The sequence below is a fragment of the Mycobacterium sp. SMC-16 genome (genome assembly GCF_046250085.1).
GTDB classification, from domain to species: Bacteria; Actinomycetota; Actinomycetes; order Mycobacteriales; family Mycobacteriaceae; genus Mycobacterium; species Mycobacterium phocaicum.
Genome location: NZ_CP176427.1, coordinates 2131136 through 2153542, shown reverse-complemented (window position 1 = coordinate 2153542; position 22407 = coordinate 2131136). Strand labels below are relative to the sequence as shown.

The window sequence follows — 22407 nt, the reverse complement described above, 5'->3', positions numbered from 1 at the left end:
AGTACCGGGCCGGTGACGGGCACCCGGCCCGTCAGGTGGCCTGCAGGACCAGCGGCGGACCGGGGTCCGGCGACAGCGGCACGTTCTCGCGCTGCATCAGCCACGCCGCGATGTTGTGGAACAGCTGCGCCATGGAGTGGCCGGGCGTGCCGTCGGCGTTGCGCTGCGGGTTGTTGGCCATGATCCCGACGACGTAGCGCGGGTCGTCCGACGGCGCCATGCCGGCGAAGGTGATCCAGTAGTGGTCGTCGTCGTAGTAGCAGCCACAGGCCGGGTTGATCTGCTGGGCGGTGCCGGTCTTGCCCGCCATCTGGTAGCCCTCGACAGCGCCGGGCCAGCCGGTGCCCTGCTGGGTGCCGCGCGGGTCGCGCTGGAGGGTCGCGCGGAACATGTTGCGCAGCGTCGCCGCGGTCTGCGGCGAGACGACCTGTACGCCCTCGGGCGCCGCCTGGTCCTGGTGCGTGCCGTCGGCCGAGACGATCGACTTGACGATGCGCGGCGGGATGCGCAGACCGTCGTTCGCGATGGCCTGGTACATGCCGGTCATCTGCAGCAGGGTCATCGAAAGGCCCTGTCCGATGGGGAGGTTCGCGAACGAGCTGCCCGACCACTGGTCGATCGGCGGGACCAGCCCCGCGCTCTCACCCGGCAGGCCCGAGCCCGTGCGCTGGCCGAGGCCGAACTTCGTCAACATGTCGGCGAAGCGCTCCGGGCCGACCCGCTGGGCCAGCATCAGGGTGCCGATGTTCGAGGACTTCCCGAAGACACCGGTGGTGGTGTACGGGTCGGTGCCGTGGCCCCAGGCGTCGCGGATGGTGACGCCACCCATGTTGTAGCTGCCCGGAACCTGCAGCACCTCATCGGGATTCGAGAGCCCGAACTCGATGACCGACGCCGCGGTGACGATCTTGTTCACCGAACCCGGCTCGAACGGCGACGTCGCGGGCAGGTTGCCCATCTGCTTGTCGTCCTGCCGGCTCAGTTCCTGTGCCGGGTCGAACGTGTTGTCGTTGGTCATGGCGAGAATCTCGCCGGTCTTCGAATCCAGGACCACCGCCGAGACGTCGTGCGCGCCGGACATGTCCTTGGCCTGCTGCACCTGCTGCTGGACGTAGTACTGGATGTCGTTGTCGAGCGTCAGCTGAATGGTGGCGCCGTTGATGGCGTCGTGCCGGTCCCGGTAGCTGCCGGGGATCACCACACCGTCCGAGCCGCGGTCGTAGGTGACCGAACCGTCGGTGCCGGAAAGCTTTGCGTCGAAGGAGTCTTCGAGGCCGAGCAGACCGTGTCCGTCCCAGCCGATGTCGCCGACGACGTTCGCGGCCAGCGAGCCGCCGGGGTACTGCCGGATGTCCTGCCGCTCGGCGCCGACCTCGGGGTACTTCTTGGTGATCGCGTCGGAGATTGCCGGGTCGACGGCCCGCGCGAGGTAGACGAACGAGTCCCGGCCGGTGATCTTCTTGGCCAGGGTTGCGGCGTCGGGCCGGTTGTTCAGCAGACCGGCCACGCCGACCGCGATCTCATTGAGTCGCTTGTCCGGGTCCGGCGCCGCCGGGGTCTTGGCCTTGGCCTCGGTCAGCTGCTGGCGGATCCGGTTCGGCTGGAAGGTCAGCGCCCGGGCCTCGATGGTGAACGCCAGCTTGGCGTTGTTGCGGTCGACGATGCTGCCGCGCACCGCCTTCTGCACATCGGTGACCTTGAGCTGGCTGGCGGCCTCCGCGCGCAGACCGGCGGCGCGCGGCCCCTGCAGGAAGAACAGCTGCACGGCCGCCGTCAGCAGCACCAGCGCGATGATGATGTTGCCGAGCTTGTGCCGGAACCCGAACGAGCCGGTGCGACCCTCGGGCACGACGGCTTCGCGGGTACGCCGGTCATGGGCCGAATGCGGTTGCGCGGTACGCGGTTTGGCGGCCGGCCGCTTGCGCGGCGCGCCCGTCCGCGCGGCACCGGTCTTGCGGGGTCGCGCGCCGCTCATGCGGGCAGGCCGGGGGCGGGCTGCGCCGGCACCGGGGCCGGAACTGGCAGCGGGGCCGCCGGGGCCGGGGCCTGTGCAACCGGGGCAGGTGCCTGTGCGACCGGCGCCGGTGCGGCCGGCACGGAAAGCGCGGCCTCAGGCTGCAGTACCGGGCCGGGCAGCGTGCCCAGTCCGGGCACCGGGAGCGCCGGCGCTGCCGGCACGGGTGCCGCAAGGGCGGGAGCCGGGACCGGGAGCACCGGAGCCACGGGCGCCGGGCCGTGCACGACCTGCTCCCGCGGGTCGACGACGACGGGCGCCGGCGCGGCGGCCGGAGCCGGAACCGCGCCCGGAACGGCAACAGCCGGAGCCGGGACGCCTGCCGGAGCAGGCACGGGCGCCGCAGCGGGGGCCGGGGCCGGCGCGGCAGCCGGGACCGGCGCCGGAGCGGGGGCCGCTGCGGGCCGTGGGGCGGGCGGAGCCGCTTCGGGCAGTGGCGTGTTCAGCGGTGGCGGCGGTACGCCCTGTGCCGGCTTCGGACTGCCGACCAGCAGCCAGTTGCCGGTGGGATCCTGCACCAGGTGCGCGGTGTCACGTGACGGGATCATGCCGAGGTTGCGCGCCGCGTCGGCCAGCGCCGGCGCGGCCTGCGCGACCAGCACGTCCCGCTCGAGGGCCTCTTTCTGTTGCTGCAGAGCCTGATTGATCTCCTTGGCGCGGCCCAACTCGTACGACCGCTCGGCCGCGGAGGTCGACAGCCACAGCGTGACGCCCAGGCCCATGCCCAGCGCGCCGATGATCAGCACGACGAACGGCACCCGTGCGATCAGCCGCCGCGGGTTGAGGTCCATCTCGGCGATGCGGATGAGCAGGCGCTCCCGCAGCGGGGTGCGAACAACCTTGGGCGCCTTGGCCTTGCGAGCCTTGGCCCGGGCCTTGGCCTGCGAGGCGCTCTTGGGGCGTGACGGCGCAGCTGTCGGCCGGGCAAACGGCGTGGTCTGCGGTCCGGCACCGGTCGGCTTGGACCGCTGCGGCCGGACGTCGCGCTTACCGCGCTTGACGCGCGCGTCAGTCTTGTTGTCGCGCTTGGCTTCCCGTTTGCCACCCTCGCGACGGGACACCGCTTCGTCGGCACCGCGACGCGTGGCACGGCGGCGCGGATCGGGGTCGGAGTCCCGTCGAGCACTGCCGCCGCGTACCGGTGCTGGCCGCTTTGCCATCACAGACCTCCCCTTGTGACAACTTTTTCCAGAGCGCGCAGGCGAACCGACGCGCTACGCGGATTCAATTCGAGTTCGTGTTCATCGGCCCGCTCGGCGCCCCGGGTCAGCGAGGTGAAGAGCGGCTCGTAGCCGGGCAGCTCCATGGGCAGGCCCTCCGGGGTACGCGATGCGATGGCATCGGTGAAGTACCCCTTGACGATTCGATCCTCCAGCGACTGGTACGCCTCGACGGCGATGCGGCCGCCGGGACGCAGTGCGTCCAGCGCGGCGGGAATGGCCGCCCGCAGGCAGTCCAGCTCCCCGTTGACCTCGGTGCGCAGCGCCTGAAACGTCCGCTTGGCCGGATGCCCACCGGTACGACGGGCCGGCGCCGGGATCACCGCGTAGAGCAGCTCGACCAGCTCGGTCGTCGTCGTGAACGGGCGGCGGGCCCGCTCACTGACGATCGCCCGGGCGATCTTCGGCGCGAACTTCTCCTCGCCGTACTCCCGCAGCACGCGGGTCAGCGCCTTGGCGTCGTAGGTGTTCAGGATGTCGGCCGCGGTCAGTCCCGAGCTCTGGTCCATCCGCATGTCCAGCGGCGCGTCCTGCGCGTACGCGAAACCGCGCTCCGCCTGGTCGAGCTGCATCGAGGACACCCCGAGGTCGAACAGGATGGCATCCAATTCTCCTGGGCGGTAACCAGATTGGGTCAGTGCCTCGTCGATGCCGTCGTACGGGGTGTGCACCAGGTGCACCCGGTCACCGAACGGCGCGAGACGCTCCCCCGCCAGCCGCAGCGCGGTCTGGTCGCGGTCCAGGCCGATGAGCGTCACCGCGGGGAACCGCGTCAAGAACGCTTCGGAGTGGCCACCGGCGCCCAGCGTCGCGTCGATCATGACGGCGCCGGCACCGTCGGAGCTGTTGCGCGTGAGCGCGGGGTCCAGCAGCTCGACGCAGCGGTCCAGCAGCACCGGAATGTGCGGACGACGATCGGTCAACGCAACACCCCCAAAAGGCTTCAGCTGGTGGATTTGTGCGGCCCCCGCAGCGAGGTCTCTGTCCGAGTTCGCGAACCTGACGTTGGGGAAGTACGCCAGGGCCGGTTCGGGCAGAGGCCACGCTGCACGGGCCTGCAGGTCAAAGGGTGCTGCCGAGCGCTTCATCGCTTGCCGCGGAGAAGTTCTCTTCGTGAGTTTCTTGGTAGTTCTGCCAGGCCGCGGCATCCCAGATTTCGAGGTAATCCACCGCACCGATCACGACGCACTCCTTGGTCAGGCTCGCGTAGCGACGGTGATCGGCGGACAGCGTGATGCGGCCCTGCGCGTCTGGGTGCTGCTCGTCGGCGCCCGCTGCGAAAACGCGCAGGTCGGCACGAGCGGCGGGATCGTTCCGGGGAGTGCTCGCCACGCGGCGGGCGATCTCTTCTTCGAACTCGGCCCTCGGGTACACGGCGAGGCTGTGATCTGGACTTTTGGCGACCATCAACCCTCCTGCCAGTGCATCGCGGAACTTGGCGGGCAACGTGAGTCGCCCCTTGTCGTCGAGCTTCGGCGTGTAGGTACCCAGGAACATCAGGCACCTCCCACCACTCCGGAGTCCGGTCTCTCCGATGTCCGCCACATTACCCCACAATCCCCCACTTCTCTCCATCTCAAGTCTAAAAATCGCCTTATCTGCCCCACCCGACGCAGCAATCACGCCGAATCAGAGGTGGAGGGCGGCCTCAAAGAGCCTGGATGTGCGCCAAAATCGCAGCTTGAGGCGCCCGTGGGAGTTTGGTGGGGCATTGTGGGGAACCGCGGAGCACAGTCCCTGGAAAATCGCGGCGTGCATCGCCGCCGGCAAATTTCGCTACCAGCCCGGCGTGTCGCGCGTCACACCGCCGCGGGGCGCGTCAACAAATAAAAACAGGGGCAGCCGAATCGGCTACCCCTGCGTCACGCCTGCGCGTCTAGTCGTCGAACCTGCGACGGAACCGGTCTTCCATGCGGTTGGTGAACGAGTTGCCGGCCCGGGCCCGCTTGGACTTGCCGCCCGACGGCGCCGACTTCTCCTTGGAGAGCACGCGCGGCCCGGTCACGGCGAAAACCGCACCGGCAAACATCACCACGAAACCGATGACGCTCAGGATCGGCAGCTGGTTGATCCACAGAATCCGAAAGGCCACACCCAGCACCAGCAACGCCAGACCCAGGACGAACAGCCCCGCGCCTTGCAGTCGCCGTCGCGCCGACGGCGCGTGCAGCGTGCCGCCCCGGACGCTCGAAGCGAACTTCGGGTCCTCGGCGTACAGCGCACTCTCGATCTGGTCGAGCATGCGCTGCTCATGATCGGAGAGTGGCATCCGCGCCTCCCAACTCACACCGCTGCCCGCAGCGGCTCCTGACGTCTGCACCCGTGGTCACGGATACCTAACAGTCATGATACGAGGTCACACAGACACGTACCACATACTTCAGACTCCCGAATTGTAAGACTGGGACGTCGGCCGGGCGACAGCGCCTGTTCAGCAACCCGACACAATCGTTCCCACCGACCTCTCAAGACTTCTCTGCGGCACCGAAAGGCTCACACTGTGGCGACGCTCCTGACCGATCTGTCGCCGGCTGACATGCAGCTCCGCCTCGACGACGCGTTGTCGGTGTACGTCGACGCGATGCGCTACCCGCGGGGCACCGAACGCCAGCGGGCCGCGATGTGGCTGGAACACACCCGCCGCGAAGGCTGGACGGGAGTCGCGGCGTTCGACGTGCCCACCGCCGACGAAGAGCCGGAGTCGGCCCTGCGGTCCGCCCCCATGCTCGGGGTCGCCTACGGGTACCGCGGCGCGCCCGATCAGTGGTGGTACCAACAGGTCGCTACGGGCCTGCGGCACGTCGGCACCCCCAGCGAACGCATCGGCCAGTTGATGGACGGATACTTCGAACTCACCGAGCTGCACATCCACCCGCGGGCCCAGGGGCAGGGACTCGGCGAGGCGCTCACCCGCCGACTGCTCGCCGGCGCCACGGAATCCCACGTCCTGCTGTCGACGCCGGAGATCACCGGCGAAGACAACCGGGCCTGGAAGCTGTACCGCCGGCTCGATTTCCACGACGTCATGCGCAGCTACTTCTTCCCGGGTGATCCACGGCCGTTCGCCATTTTGGGCCGGGCCCTGCCACTGTGATCCATCCGGCGTGCCGCTGTCCCTGCCGCGATCTGGCACGATAACGGCGTGAACCGCCGCCGCCACCTGCGCGCCTTGCTGCTGTTTCTGATGCTGCTCCCCCTGGCCGTCGGCTGCGTGCGCGTCCACACCTCGCTCACCATCTCGCCCGACGACCGGGTGTCCGGTCAGATCGTGGCCGCCGCGAAGGCCAAGAACGCGGACGACAAGGGTCCTCAGCTGACCAACAACCTGCCGTTCGCCCAGAAGGTGGTGGTCTCGGACTACCACAAGGACGACTACGTCGGCTCCGAGGCGGTGTTCTCGGACCTGAACTTCTCCGAGGTGCCGCAGCTGGCCAACCTCAGCCGGGACTCGGCCGGTGCCGACATCTCCCTGCGCCGCGCCGGTGACCTGGTGATCCTCGAAGGTCGCGTCGACCTGACGACGCTGAGCGACCCGGACTCCGACGTGACGCTGTCGGTGGCGTTCCCCGGCGACGTCACGTCGACCAACGGCGAGCGGGTGGCCAGCGACATCGTCCAGTGGAAGCTCAAGCCCGGCGTCGTGACCACCATGAAGGCCCAGGCCCGCTACACCGACCCGAGCGCGCGCTCCTTCACCACGGCCGCCATCTGGATGGCCATCCTGGCCTTCGCGGTCGCCGGCGTGATCGGCGGCGTCGCCTACTGGAGCCGCGACCGATCCCCCAAGTTGGCCGCGGTGTCCGATGAGTGACTTTGTCACTGTGTCCGACCGCCGACTCGGCACCCTCTAATCTGGATGCACCATTTCGGGGTCAGGAGAGGGGACGCGCGCTGAGCGTCGATGCCGCAGGTCCGTCGGCTGGCGAGCTGGCGAATGCCATCACAGATCAACTGCGCGACTATCTCGCCGAACGCCGGCGGGACAGCGCCTACATCGGTGACGCCTACGCCGATGTGACCGGAGCACTCGAAGAGTTCGTCCTGCGCGGCGGCAAGCGCGTCCGCCCGGCCTTCGCGTACTGGGGCTGGCGTGCCGTCGCCCCCGACCCCGGCCTCCCGGCCGACCCGGCGGTCCTGCGCCTGTTCTCCGCATTGGAACTGCTGCAGGCCTGCGCCCTGGTGCACGACGACGTCATCGACTGTTCGGCGACCCGCCGAGGCCTGCCCACCGTGCACCGGCTGTTCGCCGAGCGGCACCGCCAGCAGGGCTGGCGCGGTTCGTCCGAGCAGTTCGGGCTGTCCGCGGCCATCCTGCTCGGCGACCTGGCCCTGTCCTGGGCGGACGACATCGTCGCGAACGCCGACCTGTCCGCCGACGCCCGCCGGCGCGTCAACGAGGTGTGGGCGCACATCCGCACCGAGGTCCTCGGCGGCCAGTACCTCGACATCGTCGCCGAATCCAGCGGCGCCGACACCGTGGCCTCGGCCATGAACGTGAACCTCTACAAGACCGCGTCGTACACCGTCACCCGGCCGTTGCAGCTGGGCGCCGCAGCGGCCGCCGACCGGCCCGACGTCCAGAAGATCTTCCACGCGGTCGGCACCGACCTCGGCATCGCATTCCAGCTGCGCGACGACGTGCTCGGGGTGTTCGGTGACCCGGCCGTCACCGGCAAGCCGTCGGGCGACGACCTGCGCTCGGGCAAGCGCACCGTGCTGCTGGCCGAGGCCGTGGAACTGGCCGAGAGCTCCGACCCGGCCGCGGCGGCCCTGCTGCGCGACCTGATCGGCACGGATCTGACCGACGCCCAGGTCGGCGAACTCTGCGGCGTGATCGAGGCCGTCGGCGCACTGAGCGCCGTCGAGGAGCGCATCACGCTGCTCACCCAGCGTGGACTGGACGCCCTCGCCGCGGCCCCCATCGACGACGGCGCCAAGGCCGGACTCACCGAACTCGCCCGGCGGGCGTCCAACCGGTCCGCGTAGGCCACGATGTCGACTTCGACCACGGCTCCCGGGGCGCTGGCCCGGCTCACCGCCTTCGGACGGTCCGACGAGGGCCGCCCCGCGCTGCTCGGCTTCGCCGGCGCCATCCTGATCGCCCTCGGCGGCCTCGGCGCCGGCAGCACCCGGCAGCACGATCCCCTGCTCGAGTCGATGCACCTGTCGTGGTTCCGGTTCGGCCACGGGCTGGTGCTGTCGTCGATCCTGCTGTGGACCGGCGTCGCCCTGATGCTGATCGCCTGGCTCGCGCTGGGCCGGCGCGTCGTGGACCGCACCGCGACCGATTACACGATGATCGCGACGACCGGCTTCTGGCTCGCGCCGCTGCTGCTGAGCGTGCCGGTGTTCAGCCGCGACACCTACTCCTACCTGGCGCAGGGCGCCCTGCTGCGCGACGGGCTGGACCCCTACCTCGTCGGGCCGGTCGACAACCCGAACTCGTTGCTGGACAACGTGAGTCCGATCTGGACCACCACCACCGCGCCCTACGGGCCGGCATTCATCCTGGTGGCCAAGTTCGTCACCATGATCGTCGGCGACCACGTGGTCGAGGGCACCATGCTGCTGCGGCTGTGCATGCTGCCCGGCCTGGTCATGCTGATCTGGGCAGCGCCCCGCGTCGCCCGCCACGTCGGCGCCAACAGCGCTGCCGCCCTGTGGATTTGCGTCCTCAACCCGCTGGTGATCATCCATCTGATGGGCGGCGTCCACAACGAGATGCTGATGGTCGGCCTGATGATGGCCGCCATCGCGCTGACGTTCGAACGGCATCCCATCGCCGGCGTCAGCCTGATCGCGCTCGCGGTGGCGGTGAAAGCCACCGCGGGACTGGCACTTCCGTTCATGGTGTGGGTCTGGATGCGCCAGTTGCGCGAACGCCACCCGTGGGGTCAGGTCCGCGCGTGGCTGGTGGCCACCGCGGCGTCAGGGGTGATCTTCACCGTGGTGTTCGCCGTGGTGACGGTGGCGGCCGGGGTCGGGCTCGGCTGGCTGACGGCACTGGCCGGTTCGGTGAAGATCGTCAACTGGCTGACCATTCCGACGGCGGTGGCCAACCTGATCCATGCCATCGGCGGACTGTTCACCACCGTCAGCTTCTACGCGGTGCTCGACGTCACCCGCATCATCGGCATCGCGATCATCGCCATCTCACTTCCCCTGCTGTGGTGGCGATTCCGGCACACCGACCGGGAAGCGCTGATCGGCATCGCACTGGTGATGGCCGTCGTGGTGCTGTTCGTGCCGGCCGCGCTGCCCTGGTACTACACCTGGCCGCTGGCGATCGTCTCGGCGCTGGCGCAGAGCCGGTCGGCCGTCGCCGCGATCGCCGGGTTCTCGACCTGGATCATGGTGATCTTCAAACCCGACGGATCGCACGGCATGTACTCGTGGTTACACGTCATCCTGGCAACGGGATGCGCTGTGGCGGCCTGGTATTCGCTGGCGCACGCACCCGAACAGGCCGAGCAGCCGGAGTCCGCCAAGCCTGCCGGCAGCGCCGCCTAGACATTCCGGGCCCGCGTCCCCTCACCGTCGATGCCCCACGCGACGATTCGAGCGGGAGTGATCCGGATGATGTCGCCGGTCAGGCCGCCGTCCGTGCTGCCCGCTCCGGGCAGGACTTGCGCCGCGCCCCTGATCTCGATGCCCTGTGCCCGCGGTGGCGTCACCGAGTGCACCTCGTCGACGATGAACGCCACCTTCGGATTGGCGATCACGTTGCGCCACTTCTGCGTTGCGGCGAGTGCGTGGCCGACGATGTCGATGGTCCCGTCAGGGCCGAGGTGTACGCCGACGGGCCGGATCTGCGGCTGGCCGCCGGGTCCGATGGTGCTGAGCCGGCCGATCGGTTGTGCTAGCAGAAAGTGCCGCTCGGCCACGGTGAACGTCATGGTCACGCCTTCCGGGCGACGACGAGATGGCCGGGCAGCCGCACGCTGTCCGCGCCGGTGCCGGCCTGCAGCCGTGCGGGCCGGATGCTCTCCACCTGCCAGTGCTGCGAGACGACCTGCCGCAGTTCGTCTTCCGTGAACTGGGTGGGTCCCGGGCCGTCGTGATCGCCGAATGCGCCGGTGCCGAAGGCCAGGATGTAGAACGTGGCGCCGGGTGCCGCCGCGTGGTGCGCGGACCGCAGGTAGCCGTCACGTAGGTCGGCGGGCAGGGCGTGCAGCAGGCCGCTGTCGAAGATGGTCCCGAAGCGACTGTCGTGGCCGGTGAACGCGCTGATGTCCGCCTGCTCGAAAGTGGCTGTGCGCAAACCCCGTTCGGCCGCGGCCGCCGTGGCCGCCGCGACGGCCGTCGGGGTCAGGTCGATGCCGTGCACGGTGTGGCCCCGCGCCGCCAGGGCCAGCGCGAGCTCGGCGTAGCCGCAGCCGGCGTCGAGCACCTCGCCCTGAACGACCCCGTCCTCGTCGATCAGTGCGGCGAACTCCGGCTGCGGCTCGCCGATGTTCCATGCGGGCGCCTCGTCGTTGCGGTAGGCGCCGTCCCAGTCGATCACATTTCCTCCTCATCGAATGTCCGCCACAATAACGCACCGCGTGTTTACTTTTGTTCCTGAGAGGATGTGACCATGACGGCAGCGACCCCCGCGCGCAAGGGCCAGCGCACGCGGCAGCGGATTCTGCTGGCCGCGCGAAAGGTGTTCGCCGAGGCCGGCTACGAGAAAGCCACCATCCGGGGTATCGCCGAACTGTCCGGCGTCGACAAGGCGTCGGTGATCAAGCACTTCGGCAGCAAGCAGGACCTGTTCGACGAAGCCGTGCAGTGGACCGTGCCCGTGGACGAGTTGACCACCGCCGATCCCGCGCAGACCGCACAGAACTTCCTGCAGGGCATGCTCAACGCCTGGGCAGCTGATCCGGACGGCCCCATGGCGGTACTGCTGCGCACCGCGATGACCAGCCGGGACGCACTGGAGTTGCTACGGACTCAGGTGACCGAACAAGCCGTCACATCCGTCGCAGCGACCATCGACGGGCCCGACGCCCGGCTGCGGGCGGCGCTGCTGAGCGCGGTACTGATGGGCATAGCGAGCCAGCGCTACCTGCTGCAGTTCCCCGACCTGGCCGCCGCGTCCGACGACGACATCGTGCGGATCATGGCGCCGGTGCTGGGTGGGCTGTTGTCGCCCGACGAGGTCTAGTAACCCATAGCCTGGGCGCGCCGCAGCACTTCCCTGGCCTGATGCGAATGCAGCGCGTCGACCGGCCGCGCGTTGGTGGTGCGTTCGGTGCTGCCGTCACGCGTCAGCGTCAGTGACTCGTCGGCGGTGAACAACCAACGCACGATGTCGGTTTCGTGGTAGCCACCGTCGCGCAGCACGACCAGCAGGCCCGGCAGCTGCTTGACCACATGCCCCTTGTCGTCGAAGAAGATCTTGGGCACCACGATGGCACCGTTCCGGCGCACTCCGAGGAGGTGTCCGTCCCGCAACTGCTGGTGCACCTTCGTCACCGGAATACCAAGCATCGATGCCACTGCGGGAAGGTCGTAGACCGCTTCATCGGGATCGATAACGTCCTCGGCGGCCGGAATGCTGCTCACCCAGGAGATTCTAGAGCCGTACGATTGCCAGGTGCAGCCATCCCGACGACCGGACCCACTGATCGGTGCGGTGCTGGACGGGCGCTACCGCGTGGACGCACCCATCGCCAGTGGCGGCATGTCCACGGTGTACCGCGGGCTGGACACCCGGCTCGACCGCCTGGTGGCACTCAAGGTCATGGATTCGCGGTACTCCGGCGATCAGCAGTTCCTGACCCGCTTCCAGCGCGAGGCCCGCGCCGCCGCCGGACTGAAAAGCCCTGGGCTGGTTGCGGTTTACGACCAGGGATTCGACGGTCGGCACCCGTTCCTGGTGATGGAACTCGTCGAGGGCGGGACGCTGCGCGAGTTGCTGCGCGAACGTGGCCCGATGCCCCCGCACGCCGTGGCGGCCGTGCTGGCCCCGATGCTCGACGGTCTGGCGGTGGCCCACCAGGCGGGCCTGGTGCACCGCGACATCAAGCCCGAGAACGTGCTGATCTCCGACAGTGGCGAGGTCAAGATCGCCGACTTCGGGCTGGTGCGCGCTGTCGCTGAGGCCAAGATCACGTCGACGAGCGTCATCCTCGGCACCGCGGCGTACCTCTCCCCCGAACAGGTCAGCACCGGTGACGCCGACCCGCGGAGCGACGTCTACTCCGTCGGCATCCTGGCCTACGAACTCCTGACCGGCACGACACCGTTCACCGGCGACAACCCCCTCAGCGTCGCGTATCAGCGACTCGATCAGGACGTGCCGCCGCCGAGCACGGCAATCGCCGGTGTGCCAAAGCAATTCGACGACCTGGTGGCCTGCGCGACGGCCCGCACGGCCGACGACCGCTACCTCGACGCCGGCGACATGGCGGCCGAGCTCGCCGCGATCGTCGCCGATCTGGGATTGCCCGAGTTCCAGGTGCCGGCACCGACGAATTCGGCGCAGCACACCGCCGCGGCAGCCCAGCGCGGTCGCGCGGAACGCACCACGGTGGCGACCGGCCGGGCCGCGGCACCGAAAGCTGCGCCGCAGCACACCCTTCAGTTCACGATGGACCCGGCGATGGACCCCGCGCTGCTCGAATCACCCGCGGTGGCAAAGCAATTCGCCGGCATCGACCTCGACGACTTCGCCTGGGCTCGGCAGCGCTCGCGCCGTGCGGTGCTGTTCTGGCTCATCGCGATCCTGACGCTCACCGCGTTGGTCGCCGCCGGAGCCTGGACGCTCGGCACCAATATCGACGGGTTGTTCTAGAACGCCGAATGGCCGCCTACTGCGCGGATTTCTCGTCGAGAATCGCGCGGTAGGTGGCCACCGGTGAGCGGGGCTAGTCGCGGAGCATCTCCGCGACCAGGAACGCCAACTCCAGGCTCTGCTGGGTGTTCAGGCGCGGGTCGCAGGCCGTCTCGTAGCGGCCGGCCAGGTCGTCGTCCGAGATGTCCTGCGCGCCACCGAGACATTCGGTGACGTTCTCGCCGGTGATCTCGACGTGGATGCCGCCCGGGTGCGTGCCCAGCGCGCGGTGCACCTCGAAGAAGCCCTGCACCTCGTCGACGATGCGGTCGAAGTGCCGGGTCTTGTAGCCCGTCGAGCTCTCGTGGGTGTTGCCGTGCATGGGGTCGCACTGCCAGATGACCTGGTGGCCAGAGGCCTCCACCTTCTGGATGATGCCCGGCAGCACGTCGCGCACCTTGCCGTTGCCCATCCGGCTGACCAGCGTGAGCCGGCCCGGAATGTTGTGCGGGTCAAGGCGTTCCACGTACTCGACGGCCATCTCGGGCGTCGTGGTCGGGCCGATCTTGATGCCGATGGGGTTGGCGATGGTCTCCACGAACGCGATGTGCGCGTGGTCGAGCTGACGGGTGCGCTCGCCGATCCAGACGTAGTGCGCCGACAGGTCGTACAGGCGCGGTTCATCGAACTCGGTGGACAGCCGCAGCATCGCGCGCTCGTAGTCGAGCACCAGGGCCTCGTGGCTGGCGTAGATCTCGGCGGTCTGCAGGTTGCGGTCGTTGACGCCGCAGGCCGTCATGAAGTTCAGGCCACGGTCGATCTCGGCGGCCAGCGCCTCGTACCGGGCACCCGCCGGCGACGTGCGGACGAACTCACGGTTCCACTCGTGCACCTGCTGCAGCGACGCCAGACCCGACGACGTCAGCGCGCGCACCAGGTTCATCGCGGCGCTCGCGTTGGCGTAGGCCCGCACCAGGCGCGACGCGTCGTGCACGCGCACCGCGGGGTCCGGGTCGAAGCCGTTGACCATGTCACCGCGGTAGGACGTCAGGCCCAGCGAGTCGGTGTCCGACGAGCGCGGCTTGGCGTACTGCCCCGCGATGCGGGCCACCTTGACCACCGGCATGCTGGCGCCGTACGTCAGCACGACGGCCATCTGCAGCAGGGTCCGGATGTTGGCCCGGATGTGCGGCTCGGTGTTGTCGACGAACGTCTCGGCGCAGTCGCCGCCCTGCAGCAGGAACGCCTTGCCCTGCGCTACGTCGGCCAGCTGCAGCTTGAGCTTCTCGATCTCGGACGGCACGGTGATGGGCGGCACGCTCTCGAGCACCTTGCGCATCGCAGCCGCCTGGTCCGCAGGCCAGCTGGGCTGCTGCGCGGCCGGACGGGACAGCGCGTCGGCAAGGCGGGTGCGCAGGTCCTCGGGCAGCGGGGGCAGCTCGGGCAGCTGGTCGATGGGTACGTCGACGGTCCAGTTCACGTGTCTATGGTACCGGCGCCGACCAGCGACTATTTACCCGCCAATTCGGCCACCGATCGACGGATTGGGGACCACCGGGAGAAAACCGGGCCCGGTGCGCGACTATTGACGATGTGGAGTGCGAGATTGCCCGGGAGGCGCTGTCCGCGCGCATGGACGGCGAGCACGAGCCCGTCCCCGCGCGCCGCGTCGACGAGCACCTGGCGTCCTGCCCGGAATGCCGGCAGTGGCAGGACGAGCTGAACAGCCAGATGGACGTGTTGCGTGGGCTGATCGCCGCCGACCGGACCCGGATGACCGCGGTGACCGATTCGGTCTCGCAACCCGCCCTGCCCGAAACCCGCGACGGCCTCGACTGGGTGCGCATCGCCCTCGCGGTGGTGGGCGGCATCCAGATCGTCCTAGCCGTCCTGCAGGCGGCGGGTGTCAGCATCGGCGTGCACGTCGGCCATTCGATGGGCGGGCATGTGGTCAACGAGTCGACGGCCTGGTCCGTCGCGCTCGGCGTCGCCATGCTGGTCGCCGCCGCCCGTCCCGCCGCGGCCATGGGTCTGGCCATCGTCGGCGGGGTTTTCACCCTCGTGCTCACCGGTTACGTCGTCGTCGACGGACTGACCGGAGCGGTCGGCGCGGTCCGCATGCTGAGCCATCTGCCGGCGCTGGCCGGCGTGGTGCTGACCGTGCTGGTGTGGCGCCGCCACACCCTCGAACCGCCACGGCCGGACCGCGACGCGGCCCCCACGCTCGACGACATCACGCTGCCGGACAACGCCTCCCGCGGCCGCCGCCGGGGCCACCTGTGGCCCACCGACGGCAACGCCGCCTAGACCAGCACGCCGAACATGATTGCCATCCCGGCCGCCGCCATGGCCTGACAGGCCACGGCGAACCACAGCCGGGCCGGGACGTCGGGCCGCTCCTGCCGCACCGCGAAGTAGCGGATGGCCCACCACAATGCGGCGGCCCCGAACATCGCGGTGAGCGCCCAGTTCACGGCGTCCACCCACGCCGCCGGGTGCCCGCAGCCGCCCATCGGCCCCGGATGCGCCGTCGTCCCGGACATGTCCATGCCCGGCATGGACGGCATCGACGACGCCGACTGCGGCGCGTCGGCAGCGGTTCCGGTGCACTGCCCGGGCAGCACCCGCCCGTCCATCACGGCGTACATCCACGCCATCGCCAGCATCATCACCGCGTGATAGCCGTCGGCGACCCGGTGGCCGGCGCGCACCGCCAGGACCACGACGAACCAGCCGGCCGCCAGCAGGAAGAACACCATCGGCGGCCGGTTCGGCACACCCATCCCCGCCGGCCACGCCATGACCAGCATCGCCACCGCCATCAACAGGTGCAGCGCGCGGCTCGTCTGGTCGATCCAGGCCCGGTCCGCACGGGCCGTGACGAGGGCATAGACGCACTGCGCCGCGCTCAGCACGAACAGCCCGGTCACGAACAACCGGAGCCAGATGTCGGCGATCACTTGGCCGCCCGCCGCCGCTGCCGCCAGCCCAGTGCCACGTCGACCGCGACGAACAGGGCCAGCGTGAGGCCGAACAACGGGGCGAAATAGCCGACGCCACTGAGAACGAGCACCAGCAGCGCCGCCTCATGGGGCCGCAGCGCCGACAGCGCGCCGCGCCGTTGTCCGGTCGGGAGGGCGAACCCGTCCCCGCGGGTCGGGCGGCGGCGCCACCACATGCGGTAGCCCAGCAGGATCGCGACGATCATCGCGAGGGCGACCGCGATCAGCGCCAGCTGGTTGACCAGGCCGAACAGGATGCCCATGTGCAGGTCGATGACCCAGTCGGTCATCTTGGCCATGAGCGGCCACTCGGCGAAGTCCAACCGCGAGGTCACCGTGCCCGTGGCGGGGTCGACGACGATGGCGTCGTACTGCGTCGGCCAATCACGCTTGCGCTCGGCGACCTGCCAGCCCTGGCCCGCCGTCGACGGCGGATACATCCACATCGGGGTCCGCAGGTGCGCGTCATGGGCGACCCGCAGCGCCGCGTCGGCCCCGCGCAGCGCGGTGGCCTCGTCCAACGCCGCCCCGGCGGTCTGCCCCGGCAGCGCGGTGTCGACGGACGGGCTGGTCCAGCTCAGCTGCGTCCGCAATTGTGCGACGTTCTCCCCCGCGAACCGCGACCACGTCATTCCCGACACCGCCAGCAGCGCCACCGCCGCGAGGATCCAGACCCCCAGGGTGCCGTGCCACGACAGCAGCCGGCGCCGCCCGGTCGCCCGCACATCCGGGACGACGAGCCGGCGCGGCTGTCCCCGGTTGTGCCCGATCCACAGCAGCAGGCCGACGCCGGCGATCACCCACGACCAGCTCGCGGCCAGTTCGCTGTAGTTACGGCCGAAGGCGCCGAGGTGCAGGTTGCGGTGCAGTTCGTCGAACCAGGACCGCACCGGCAGCCACTGGCCGTAGGTGGTCAGGGCGCCGCGGATCGCGCCGGTGTACGGGTCGATGAACACCGTGCGCGCGTAGTCGGCGGGGACGTCGTCGACCGCGAGCGTCACCTGCGTCGTCTCGTCGGCCGCGGCGGGCGGCCGGATGCTGGTGACGGTGCCCTCCGGGTGCGCGGCCCGGACGGCTGCCAGCTGGGCTGCCAGCGGCAACTGGCGGTCGCCGACGTGGTCGACGGTGAGTTCGTGCCGGTACACCGCGCTGTCGATCTGCGGGATCACCGCATACAGCAGACCGGTGACGGCGGCGATCAGGATGAACGGCGCGACGAACAGGCCGGCGTAGAAGTGCAGCCGCAGCAACGCCGGGCGAAAACGCTTCCACGCCGAGGGGTCGGCCGCGACGGCAACGTCCGACTCGGGCAGTTGGGTAGGACTCACAACTTGTATTGGTCGGCCCGCGGCGCCAGGAGTTCCTGCGCCCGGAAAATTTCTACGACACCTGGTCGTAGACTGGGCGTGATCAGTTCTTCAGGTGGAAGGCCGGTATTTCGATGGGCTCGGACCGGGCGGACGGGTTGGCTACAGGGCGAGCTACGCGACGGGGCCAACTCTTGCCGCTGTTGGGTTATCTGGCCGCGGTCGCCGCCCTGGTCACCTACGCCCTCATCTCGGGCGATCAGCGCTTCGTCGCCACGGGCGACAGCTACCCCGGCACGTTCACCTCGTGCGCCGAACCGGTGGGCTACTTCACGGCAATCCTCGCCGCCGCGGTCTGTCTCGGCGGCCTGCTGTACGTCGTCACCACGGCGCGCCCCGACGCCAAAGGCGTCATCGACCCGCCCGCCTTCCGCATCCACCTTGTGCTGGAACGGGTTTCGCTGGTCTGGCTGGTGGCCTCCGCGTTCATGGTCGTGGTGCAGGCGGCGACCGACGCCGGTGCCCCGGCACTGCGACTGGTGGAGAGCGGCCGGCTGGGCGAAGCCATCGGTGCGTCCGAGATGGCCCGTGGCTGGATCGTCGCCACCCTGTGCGCCGCGGTCGTGGCGCTGACGCTGCGGTTCAGCGTGCGGTGGATCGCCATGGTCGTGCTGTTGCTCCCGAGCGTGATCGGCGTCCTGGCGCTGCCGGTGACCGGCAACGCCAGCGAAGGGCCCGACCACGACTACACGACCAGCGCGGTCATCGTGTTCGCGGTGGCACTGGCGGTGCTGGCCGGCACCAAGATCGCGGCCGTCGTCAGTCCGCCGGCCGCCGACCTCTACCGGCGCGTGCTCATCATCCAGGTGGCCTGCGGCACCGTCGCGCTGATCTACGGCGTGCTGCTGCTGGCCGAACAGCTCGGGCCCCCCGGCCTGACGGGCAGCGGCTACGGGCGGTGGGCGATCGTCGCCGCGATCGCGCTGGCGGCGTCGTGGATCACCGATGCCGCGGCGCTGCGCCGCGCCAAGCCGTCCCGGCTGGCCACCTGCCTGCCCGCGATCACCGCGCTCGCCGCGGTGTCCGCCATGGCGGTGCAGACCGCACCGCGCCTGCTGCACCACAAGTACACGACGTGGGACGTCTTCCTCGGCTACGAACTGCCCGACCCGCCGAATGTGGTTCGGCTGCTGACGGTCTGGCGGTTCGACACGTTCATCGGCATCGGCGCGCTGGTCCTTGCCGGCGCGTATCTGTACGCGTACCTGAAGCTGCGGCGCCGCGGCGACGAGTGGCCGGCGGGCCGGTTGCTCGCGTGGCTGATCGGCTGCGCGGTGCTGCTTTTCACCAGCAGCTCGGGGGTGCGGGCCTACGGCTCGGCGATGTTCAGCGTGCACATGGGCGAGCACATGACGCTCAACATGTTCGTCCCCGTCCTGCTGGTGCTGGGCGGCCCGGTGACCCTGGCGCTGCGCGCCCTGCCCCCGGCGGGAGAGGGTGCCCCGCCCGGACCGCGCGAATGGATCCTGTGGCTCGTGCACTCGAAAGTCACGGCCGCACTGTCGAATCCGATCGTCGCGTTCGTGCTGTTCGTCGCGTCGCTGTACGCGGTGTACTTCACCCCGATCTTCAACACGCTGGTCCGCTACCACTGGGGCCACGAGTTGATGAGCGTGCACTTCCTGCTGGTCGGCTACCTCTTCTACTGGGGCATCATCGGCATCGACCCGGGCCCCAAGCGCCTACCGTTCCTGGGTCGGCTCGGATTGTTGTTCGCGGTCATGCCTTTTCACGCGTTCTTCGGCATCGCGACCATGACCATGACCGACACCATCGGCGGGCCGTTCTACAAGTTCGTCGGCCTGCCGTGGCTGTCCAGCATCGGTGCCGACCAGCACCTCGGCGGCGCCATCGCGTGGGGCTCGAGCGAACTGCCGGTGATCCTGGTGGTCATCGCCCTCGTGGCGCAGTGGGCCCGGCAGGATCGCCGCGCCGCCTCCCGTGCCGACCGGCACGCCGACGCGGACTACGCCGACGACGACCTGGATGCCTACAACGCGATGCTGCGCGAACTGGCCCGCCAGCGCGGCCAGCAGTAACCCCGCCGTCAACCAGGGATTTGTGCACGATTTTCCGCGGCACGCGCGGAAAATCGTGCACAAATCACTTGAAGTTGCGCAGGCGCAGGCTGTTCGACACCACGAAGAACGACGAGAAGGCCATCGCCGCGCCCGCGATCAGCGGGTTGAGCAGCCCGGCCGCCGCCACCGGGATGGCGGCGATGTTGTAGCCGAAGGCCCACACCAGGTTCATCTGGATGGTGCGCATGGTCGCCTTGGCCAGGTCGAGGGCCTGCGGCACCGAATCCAGGCTATCGCGGACCAGGATGATGTCGGCGGCGCCGATCGCGACGTCCGTGCCGCGGCCGATCGCCAGACCCAGATCCGCGCAGGCCAGCGCCGGGCCGTCGTTGATGCCGTCACCGACCATCGCGACCATGCGGCCGCGGTCGCGCAGCTGCTGGATGACGTCGACCTTGCCGTCCGGCAGCACGTCGGCGATGACGTCGTCGATCCCCACCGCGGCACCCACCGCGGCGGCGGCCGCGGGGTTGTCGCCCGTCAGCAGGATGGTCTTCAGACCACGCTCGTGCAGCGCCGCGATGGCGCCCGCCGCCGATTCGCGCACCGCGTCAGCGACCGCGATGGCACCACACAGCTCGTCGTCGACGGCCACGAAAACGACTGTCTCGCCGCGGGATTCGGCGCCGCGCCGCGCTTCGGCGAGGGCCGCGGGCACCGCGGCACGGCCAGCTGCCCAGGACGGCTTGCCGATGCGTACCTCGCGCTCCCCCACGGTGCCGACGACACCGCGACCGGGAACGGCCTGGAAATCGGTGACGGCCTCATGCTCGGGCGCTGCCGTGGTGATGGCCACCGCGACGGCGTGCTCGGACGCCGATTCGACGGCCGCGGCGAGAGCCAGGACGTCCTCGTCTGCCCAGCCGTCGACGGCGGTGACCGCGGTGACGGCCAGGTGCCCGGTGGTCAGGGTGCCGGTCTTGTCGAAGACGACGGTGTCGACGGCCCGAATCGCCTCGAGCGACCGGTGCCCCTTGAGGAAGATGCCGAGCTGGGCACCGCGTCCGGACGCCACCATCATCGCCGTCGGCGTGGCCAGGCCCAGCGCGCACGGGCAGGCGATGACCAGGACCGCCAGCGCGCAGGCGAACACCTTGTCCGGGCCCGCGCCCGCCAGGGCCCAGCCCAGCGCGGTCAGTGCGGCAATGGCGAAGACGCACGGCACGAACACCGAGGCGATGCGGTCGGCCAGGCGCTGCGACTCGGCCTTCTGCGCCTGCGCTTCCTCGACCAGCCGCACCATGCCGGCGAATTGGGTGTCGGCGCCGACGGCCGCGGCCTCCACGATCAGGCGTCCGTCGAGCACGATCGTGCCGCCGATGACGCTGCTGCCGGGCATCGCCCGGACCGGCTTGGCCTCACCCGTCATCACGCTGGTGTCGACGGCGGCCGAGCCCTCGACCACGAGTCCGTCGGCCGCGATCGTCTGACCGGGCCGCACCACGAACTTCTGCTGTTCGGCGAGCTCCTCGGCGGGGATCACCATCTCGGTGCCGTCGGCCAGCAGGATCGTGACGTTCTTCGCGCTCAGTGCCGCGAGCGCCCGCAGCGCACTGCCCGCCTTGGACTTGGCGCGGGCCTCGAAATAGCGTCCCGCCAACACGAACACCGTGACGCCGGCCGCGACCTCGAAGTAGATCGCGTCACTGCCGACCAGGGCCTGCCAGATGCCGGTGGCCTCGGTGGCGTGGTGTCCGAAGAACACCGTGTAGAGCGACCAGACCGTGGCGGCGGACACGCCGACCGAGATCAGGGTCTCCATGGAAACCGCGCGATTGCGGGCATTGCGCAACGCGACGCGGTGGAACGGCCAGGCGGCCCACGTGACGACCGGCAGCGCCAGCGCGGTGAGCACCCACTGCCAGCCGGTGAAACGGGTGCTGGGGACGACGGCGAACATCACCGACAGATCGGCGAGCGGGACGAACAGCACCGCGGCCACCAGCAGGCGGCGCAGCAGATAGTGGGCGTGCGAGAGGTCCTCGTCGTCGCGGTCGCCGGTGATCACCCCGGAGCGGGGCTCGGCTTCGTAGCCGGCTTTGCGGATCGCATCGCACAGATCGGAATCGGCAACCTCGGGAAGGGCGTCGACCGTGGCGACGCGGGTCCCGAAGTTCACCGAGGCGCGAACCCCCGGCATCTTGTTGAGCGTCCGCTCGACCCGCGCGGAGCAGGCGCCGCACGTCATACCGGTCACGTCGAGCTGCACCCGGCGCGCAGCCGCACTGTCATCGGCAGCTGCGGCAGCGTCGACCGCGCTGCCGACCACTGTGCTGGCCGTCATCATCCTCCTATTGTCCCCGGCGGAGCCGAGGTACCCAAAAACATTGGTCGGACGTGCCCGGCTGTGAGTTCCCGGCACTCGTCACATATGGTCGGGCCGTGAACAGCCGCGGCGACGACGACGAGGTGACCCGCCTGGCACTGGCGGCCGGCCGGGGCGATCGCGCCGCATTGGAGCAGTTCATCAAGGCTACCCAGCGCGATGTCTGGCGCACCGTCGCCTATCTCGACGAGCCCGGCAGCGCCGACGACCTGACCCAGGAGACCTACCTGCGGGCCCTCGGCTCGCTGTCCCGGTTCCGCGGCCGGTCGACCGCCCGCACCTGGCTGTTGTCGATCGCGCGCCGCGTCGTCGTCGACCACATCCGGCGCAAGCAGTGCCGGCCGCGCAGCAGCGCCGCCATCGAGCCCGAGACCGTCATCGACATGCACCAGCCGACCGCCCGGTTCGAGGACATCGTCGAAATCCGCATGCTGCTCGACGGTGTCGACGCCGACCGCCGGGAAGCGCTGCTGCTGACCCAGGTGCTGGGCCTGTCCTACGCCGAGGCCGCCGAAATCTGCGGCTGCCCCGTCGGCACCATCCGCTCCCGGGTCGCCCGGGCCCGCGACGACCTGCTGCGGGCCGGGAACCAGGACCAGAGCGCGGGCTGAGCCGCCGCGAAACTGGCGGGCCTGAC

General features: G+C 69.8%; 21 protein-coding genes. 9 read left to right on the top strand and 12 right to left on the bottom strand.

Annotated elements, in window-relative coordinates; genetic code table 11:
- Positions 1–31 precede the first annotated feature (31 nt).
- From ACJEIK_RS10400 to ACJEIK_RS10380, 5 genes are all read right to left on the bottom strand, one after another.
- A complete protein-coding gene (locus tag ACJEIK_RS10400; protein WP_133426998.1) occupies positions 32–1975 on the bottom strand; it encodes a peptidoglycan D,D-transpeptidase FtsI family protein in 1944 nt (647 codons plus the stop codon).
- The gene (locus ACJEIK_RS10395) at positions 1972–3174 is read right to left on the bottom strand and encodes a hypothetical protein (RefSeq protein WP_409431446.1); all 1203 of its coding nucleotides are present in this window, start codon (positions 3172–3174) and stop codon (positions 1972–1974) included. Before ACJEIK_RS10395 ends, ACJEIK_RS10400 begins: the two co-directional genes overlap by 4 nt.
- Complete coding sequence (rsmH, locus tag ACJEIK_RS10390) at positions 3174–4322, bottom strand: 16S rRNA (cytosine(1402)-N(4))-methyltransferase RsmH (protein WP_409431445.1); 1149 nt, start codon at positions 4320–4322, stop codon at positions 3174–3176. Before rsmH ends, ACJEIK_RS10395 begins: the two co-directional genes overlap by 1 nt.
- Positions 4297–4731: a division/cell wall cluster transcriptional repressor MraZ gene (mraZ, locus tag ACJEIK_RS10385; RefSeq protein WP_061005656.1), complete on the bottom strand. Its 435-nt coding sequence runs from the start codon at positions 4729–4731 to the stop codon at positions 4297–4299. The genes rsmH and mraZ overlap by 26 nt, the downstream gene beginning before the upstream one ends.
- Before the next feature lie 379 nt (positions 4732–5110).
- Positions 5111–5503 (bottom strand): DUF3040 domain-containing protein, encoded by a 393-nt coding sequence (locus tag ACJEIK_RS10380; RefSeq protein ID WP_061005655.1) that lies wholly within the window; start codon positions 5501–5503, stop codon positions 5111–5113.
- 231 nt (positions 5504–5734) lie between these two features.
- Here ACJEIK_RS10380 and ACJEIK_RS10375 point away from each other — a divergent pair, with 231 nt between their 5' ends.
- The 4 genes from ACJEIK_RS10375 to ACJEIK_RS10360 all read left to right on the top strand — a co-directional run bounded on the left by ACJEIK_RS10375 (position 5735) and on the right by ACJEIK_RS10360 (position 9744).
- Positions 5735–6328, top strand: coding sequence for an N-acetyltransferase (locus ACJEIK_RS10375; protein WP_061010512.1), 594 nt, complete (start codon positions 5735–5737; stop codon positions 6326–6328).
- 90 nt (positions 6329–6418) lie between these two features.
- On the top strand, positions 6419–7045 hold the full coding sequence (locus tag ACJEIK_RS10370) for an LppM family (lipo)protein (protein ID WP_064858747.1): 627 nt from the start codon (positions 6419–6421) through the stop codon (positions 7043–7045).
- Positions 7046–7161: 116 nt separating this feature from the next.
- Positions 7162–8220 carry a bifunctional (2E,6E)-farnesyl/geranyl diphosphate synthase gene (gene idsA2 / locus ACJEIK_RS10365; RefSeq protein ID WP_061005663.1) on the top strand — a complete coding sequence of 353 codons (1059 nt, stop codon included), beginning with the start codon at positions 7162–7164 and terminating at the stop codon, positions 8218–8220.
- 6 nt (positions 8221–8226) lie between these two features.
- A complete protein-coding gene (locus ACJEIK_RS10360; protein WP_061005652.1) occupies positions 8227–9744 on the top strand; it encodes an alpha-(1->6)-mannopyranosyltransferase A in 1518 nt (505 codons plus the stop codon).
- Here the strand turns inward: ACJEIK_RS10360 and ACJEIK_RS10355 are convergent.
- Complete coding sequence (locus tag ACJEIK_RS10355; protein ID WP_061005650.1) at positions 9741–10130, bottom strand: PPOX class F420-dependent oxidoreductase; 390 nt, start codon at positions 10128–10130, stop codon at positions 9741–9743. The genes ACJEIK_RS10360 and ACJEIK_RS10355 overlap by 4 nt on opposite strands.
- A gap of 2 nt (positions 10131–10132) precedes the next feature.
- Entirely contained in the window at positions 10133–10735 is a 603-nt protein-coding gene (locus ACJEIK_RS10350) for a class I SAM-dependent methyltransferase (protein ID WP_082762218.1), read from the bottom strand.
- Between the two features lie 144 nt (positions 10736–10879).
- Between ACJEIK_RS10350 and ACJEIK_RS10345 the strand changes: the two genes are divergently transcribed.
- Entirely contained in the window at positions 10880–11383 is a 504-nt protein-coding gene (locus ACJEIK_RS10345) for a TetR family transcriptional regulator (RefSeq protein ID WP_409431680.1), read from the top strand.
- On the opposite strand, the gene ACJEIK_RS10340 is transcribed toward ACJEIK_RS10345, so the two are convergent.
- Complete coding sequence (locus ACJEIK_RS10340; protein ID WP_061005643.1) at positions 11380–11784, bottom strand: Rv2175c family DNA-binding protein; 405 nt, start codon at positions 11782–11784, stop codon at positions 11380–11382. The two genes, ACJEIK_RS10345 and ACJEIK_RS10340, sit on opposite strands and share 4 nt — an antisense overlap.
- Here ACJEIK_RS10340 and ACJEIK_RS10335 point away from each other — a divergent pair.
- Positions 11774–13015: a protein kinase domain-containing protein gene (locus ACJEIK_RS10335; RefSeq protein ID WP_409431444.1), complete on the top strand. Its 1242-nt coding sequence runs from the start codon at positions 11774–11776 to the stop codon at positions 13013–13015. The two genes, ACJEIK_RS10340 and ACJEIK_RS10335, sit on opposite strands and share 11 nt — an antisense overlap.
- Positions 13016–13088: 73 nt before the next feature.
- Here the strand turns inward: ACJEIK_RS10335 and ACJEIK_RS10330 are convergent, their stop codons facing one another.
- Entirely contained in the window at positions 13089–14474 is a 1386-nt protein-coding gene (locus ACJEIK_RS10330; RefSeq protein ID WP_020103604.1) for a class II 3-deoxy-7-phosphoheptulonate synthase, read from the bottom strand.
- A gap of 113 nt (positions 14475–14587) precedes the next feature.
- Between ACJEIK_RS10330 and ACJEIK_RS10325 the strand changes: the two genes are divergently transcribed.
- Positions 14588–15301, top strand: a complete 714-nt coding sequence (locus ACJEIK_RS10325) for a zf-HC2 domain-containing protein (protein WP_409431443.1) — start codon at positions 14588–14590, stop codon at positions 15299–15301.
- Here the strand turns inward: ACJEIK_RS10325 and ACJEIK_RS10320 are convergent.
- The gene (locus tag ACJEIK_RS10320; protein WP_409431442.1) at positions 15298–15954 is read right to left on the bottom strand and encodes a DUF5134 domain-containing protein; all 657 of its coding nucleotides are present in this window, start codon (positions 15952–15954) and stop codon (positions 15298–15300) included. The two genes, ACJEIK_RS10325 and ACJEIK_RS10320, sit on opposite strands and share 4 nt — an antisense overlap.
- Positions 15951–17324, bottom strand: coding sequence for a PepSY-associated TM helix domain-containing protein (locus ACJEIK_RS10315; protein ID WP_409431441.1), 1374 nt, complete (start codon positions 17322–17324; stop codon positions 15951–15953). The genes ACJEIK_RS10320 and ACJEIK_RS10315 overlap by 4 nt, the downstream gene beginning before the upstream one ends.
- A 113-nt stretch (positions 17325–17437) precedes the next feature.
- Between ACJEIK_RS10315 and ACJEIK_RS10310 the strand changes: the two genes are divergently transcribed.
- A complete protein-coding gene (locus tag ACJEIK_RS10310) occupies positions 17438–19402 on the top strand; it encodes a cytochrome c oxidase assembly protein (protein ID WP_064858734.1) in 1965 nt (654 codons plus the stop codon).
- Between the two features lie 64 nt (positions 19403–19466).
- Here the strand turns inward: ACJEIK_RS10310 and ACJEIK_RS10305 are convergent, their stop codons facing one another.
- Entirely contained in the window at positions 19467–21632 is a 2166-nt protein-coding gene (locus ACJEIK_RS10305; RefSeq protein WP_409431679.1) for a heavy metal translocating P-type ATPase, read from the bottom strand.
- 194 nt (positions 21633–21826) lie between these two features.
- Here ACJEIK_RS10305 and sigC point away from each other — a divergent pair, with 194 nt between their 5' ends.
- Positions 21827–22381, top strand: a complete 555-nt coding sequence (gene sigC / locus ACJEIK_RS10300) for an RNA polymerase sigma factor SigC (RefSeq protein ID WP_409431440.1) — start codon at positions 21827–21829, stop codon at positions 22379–22381.
- Positions 22382–22407 lie beyond the last annotated feature (26 nt).

Bases quoted from the DNA above. Each gene is read 5' to 3' on its own strand.
- ACJEIK_RS10400 (WP_133426998.1), bottom strand. From the start codon at position 1,975: ATGAGCGGCGCGCGACCCCGCAAGACCGGTGCCGCGCGGACGGGCGCG.
- ACJEIK_RS10395 (WP_409431446.1), bottom strand. From the start codon at position 3,174: ATGGCAAAGCGGCCAGCACCGGTACGCGGCGGCAGTGCTCGACGGGAC.
- rsmH (WP_409431445.1), bottom strand. From the start codon at position 4,322: ATGAAGCGCTCGGCAGCACCCTTTGACCTGCAGGCCCGTGCAGCGTGG.
- mraZ (WP_061005656.1), bottom strand. From the start codon at position 4,731: ATGTTCCTGGGTACCTACACGCCGAAGCTCGACGACAAGGGGCGACTC.
- ACJEIK_RS10380 (WP_061005655.1), bottom strand. From the start codon at position 5,503: ATGCCACTCTCCGATCATGAGCAGCGCATGCTCGACCAGATCGAGAGT.
- ACJEIK_RS10370 (WP_064858747.1), top strand. From the start codon at position 6,419: ATGCTGCTCCCCCTGGCCGTCGGCTGCGTGCGCGTCCACACCTCGCTC.
- ACJEIK_RS10360 (WP_061005652.1), top strand. From the start codon at position 8,227: ATGTCGACTTCGACCACGGCTCCCGGGGCGCTGGCCCGGCTCACCGCC.
- ACJEIK_RS10355 (WP_061005650.1), bottom strand. From the start codon at position 10,130: ATGACGTTCACCGTGGCCGAGCGGCACTTTCTGCTAGCACAACCGATC.
- ACJEIK_RS10335 (WP_409431444.1), top strand. From the start codon at position 11,774: ATGCTGCTCACCCAGGAGATTCTAGAGCCGTACGATTGCCAGGTGCAG.
- ACJEIK_RS10310 (WP_064858734.1), top strand. From the start codon at position 17,438: ATGGGCTCGGACCGGGCGGACGGGTTGGCTACAGGGCGAGCTACGCGA.
- ACJEIK_RS10305 (WP_409431679.1), bottom strand. From the start codon at position 21,632: ATGACGTGCGGCGCCTGCTCCGCGCGGGTCGAGCGGACGCTCAACAAG.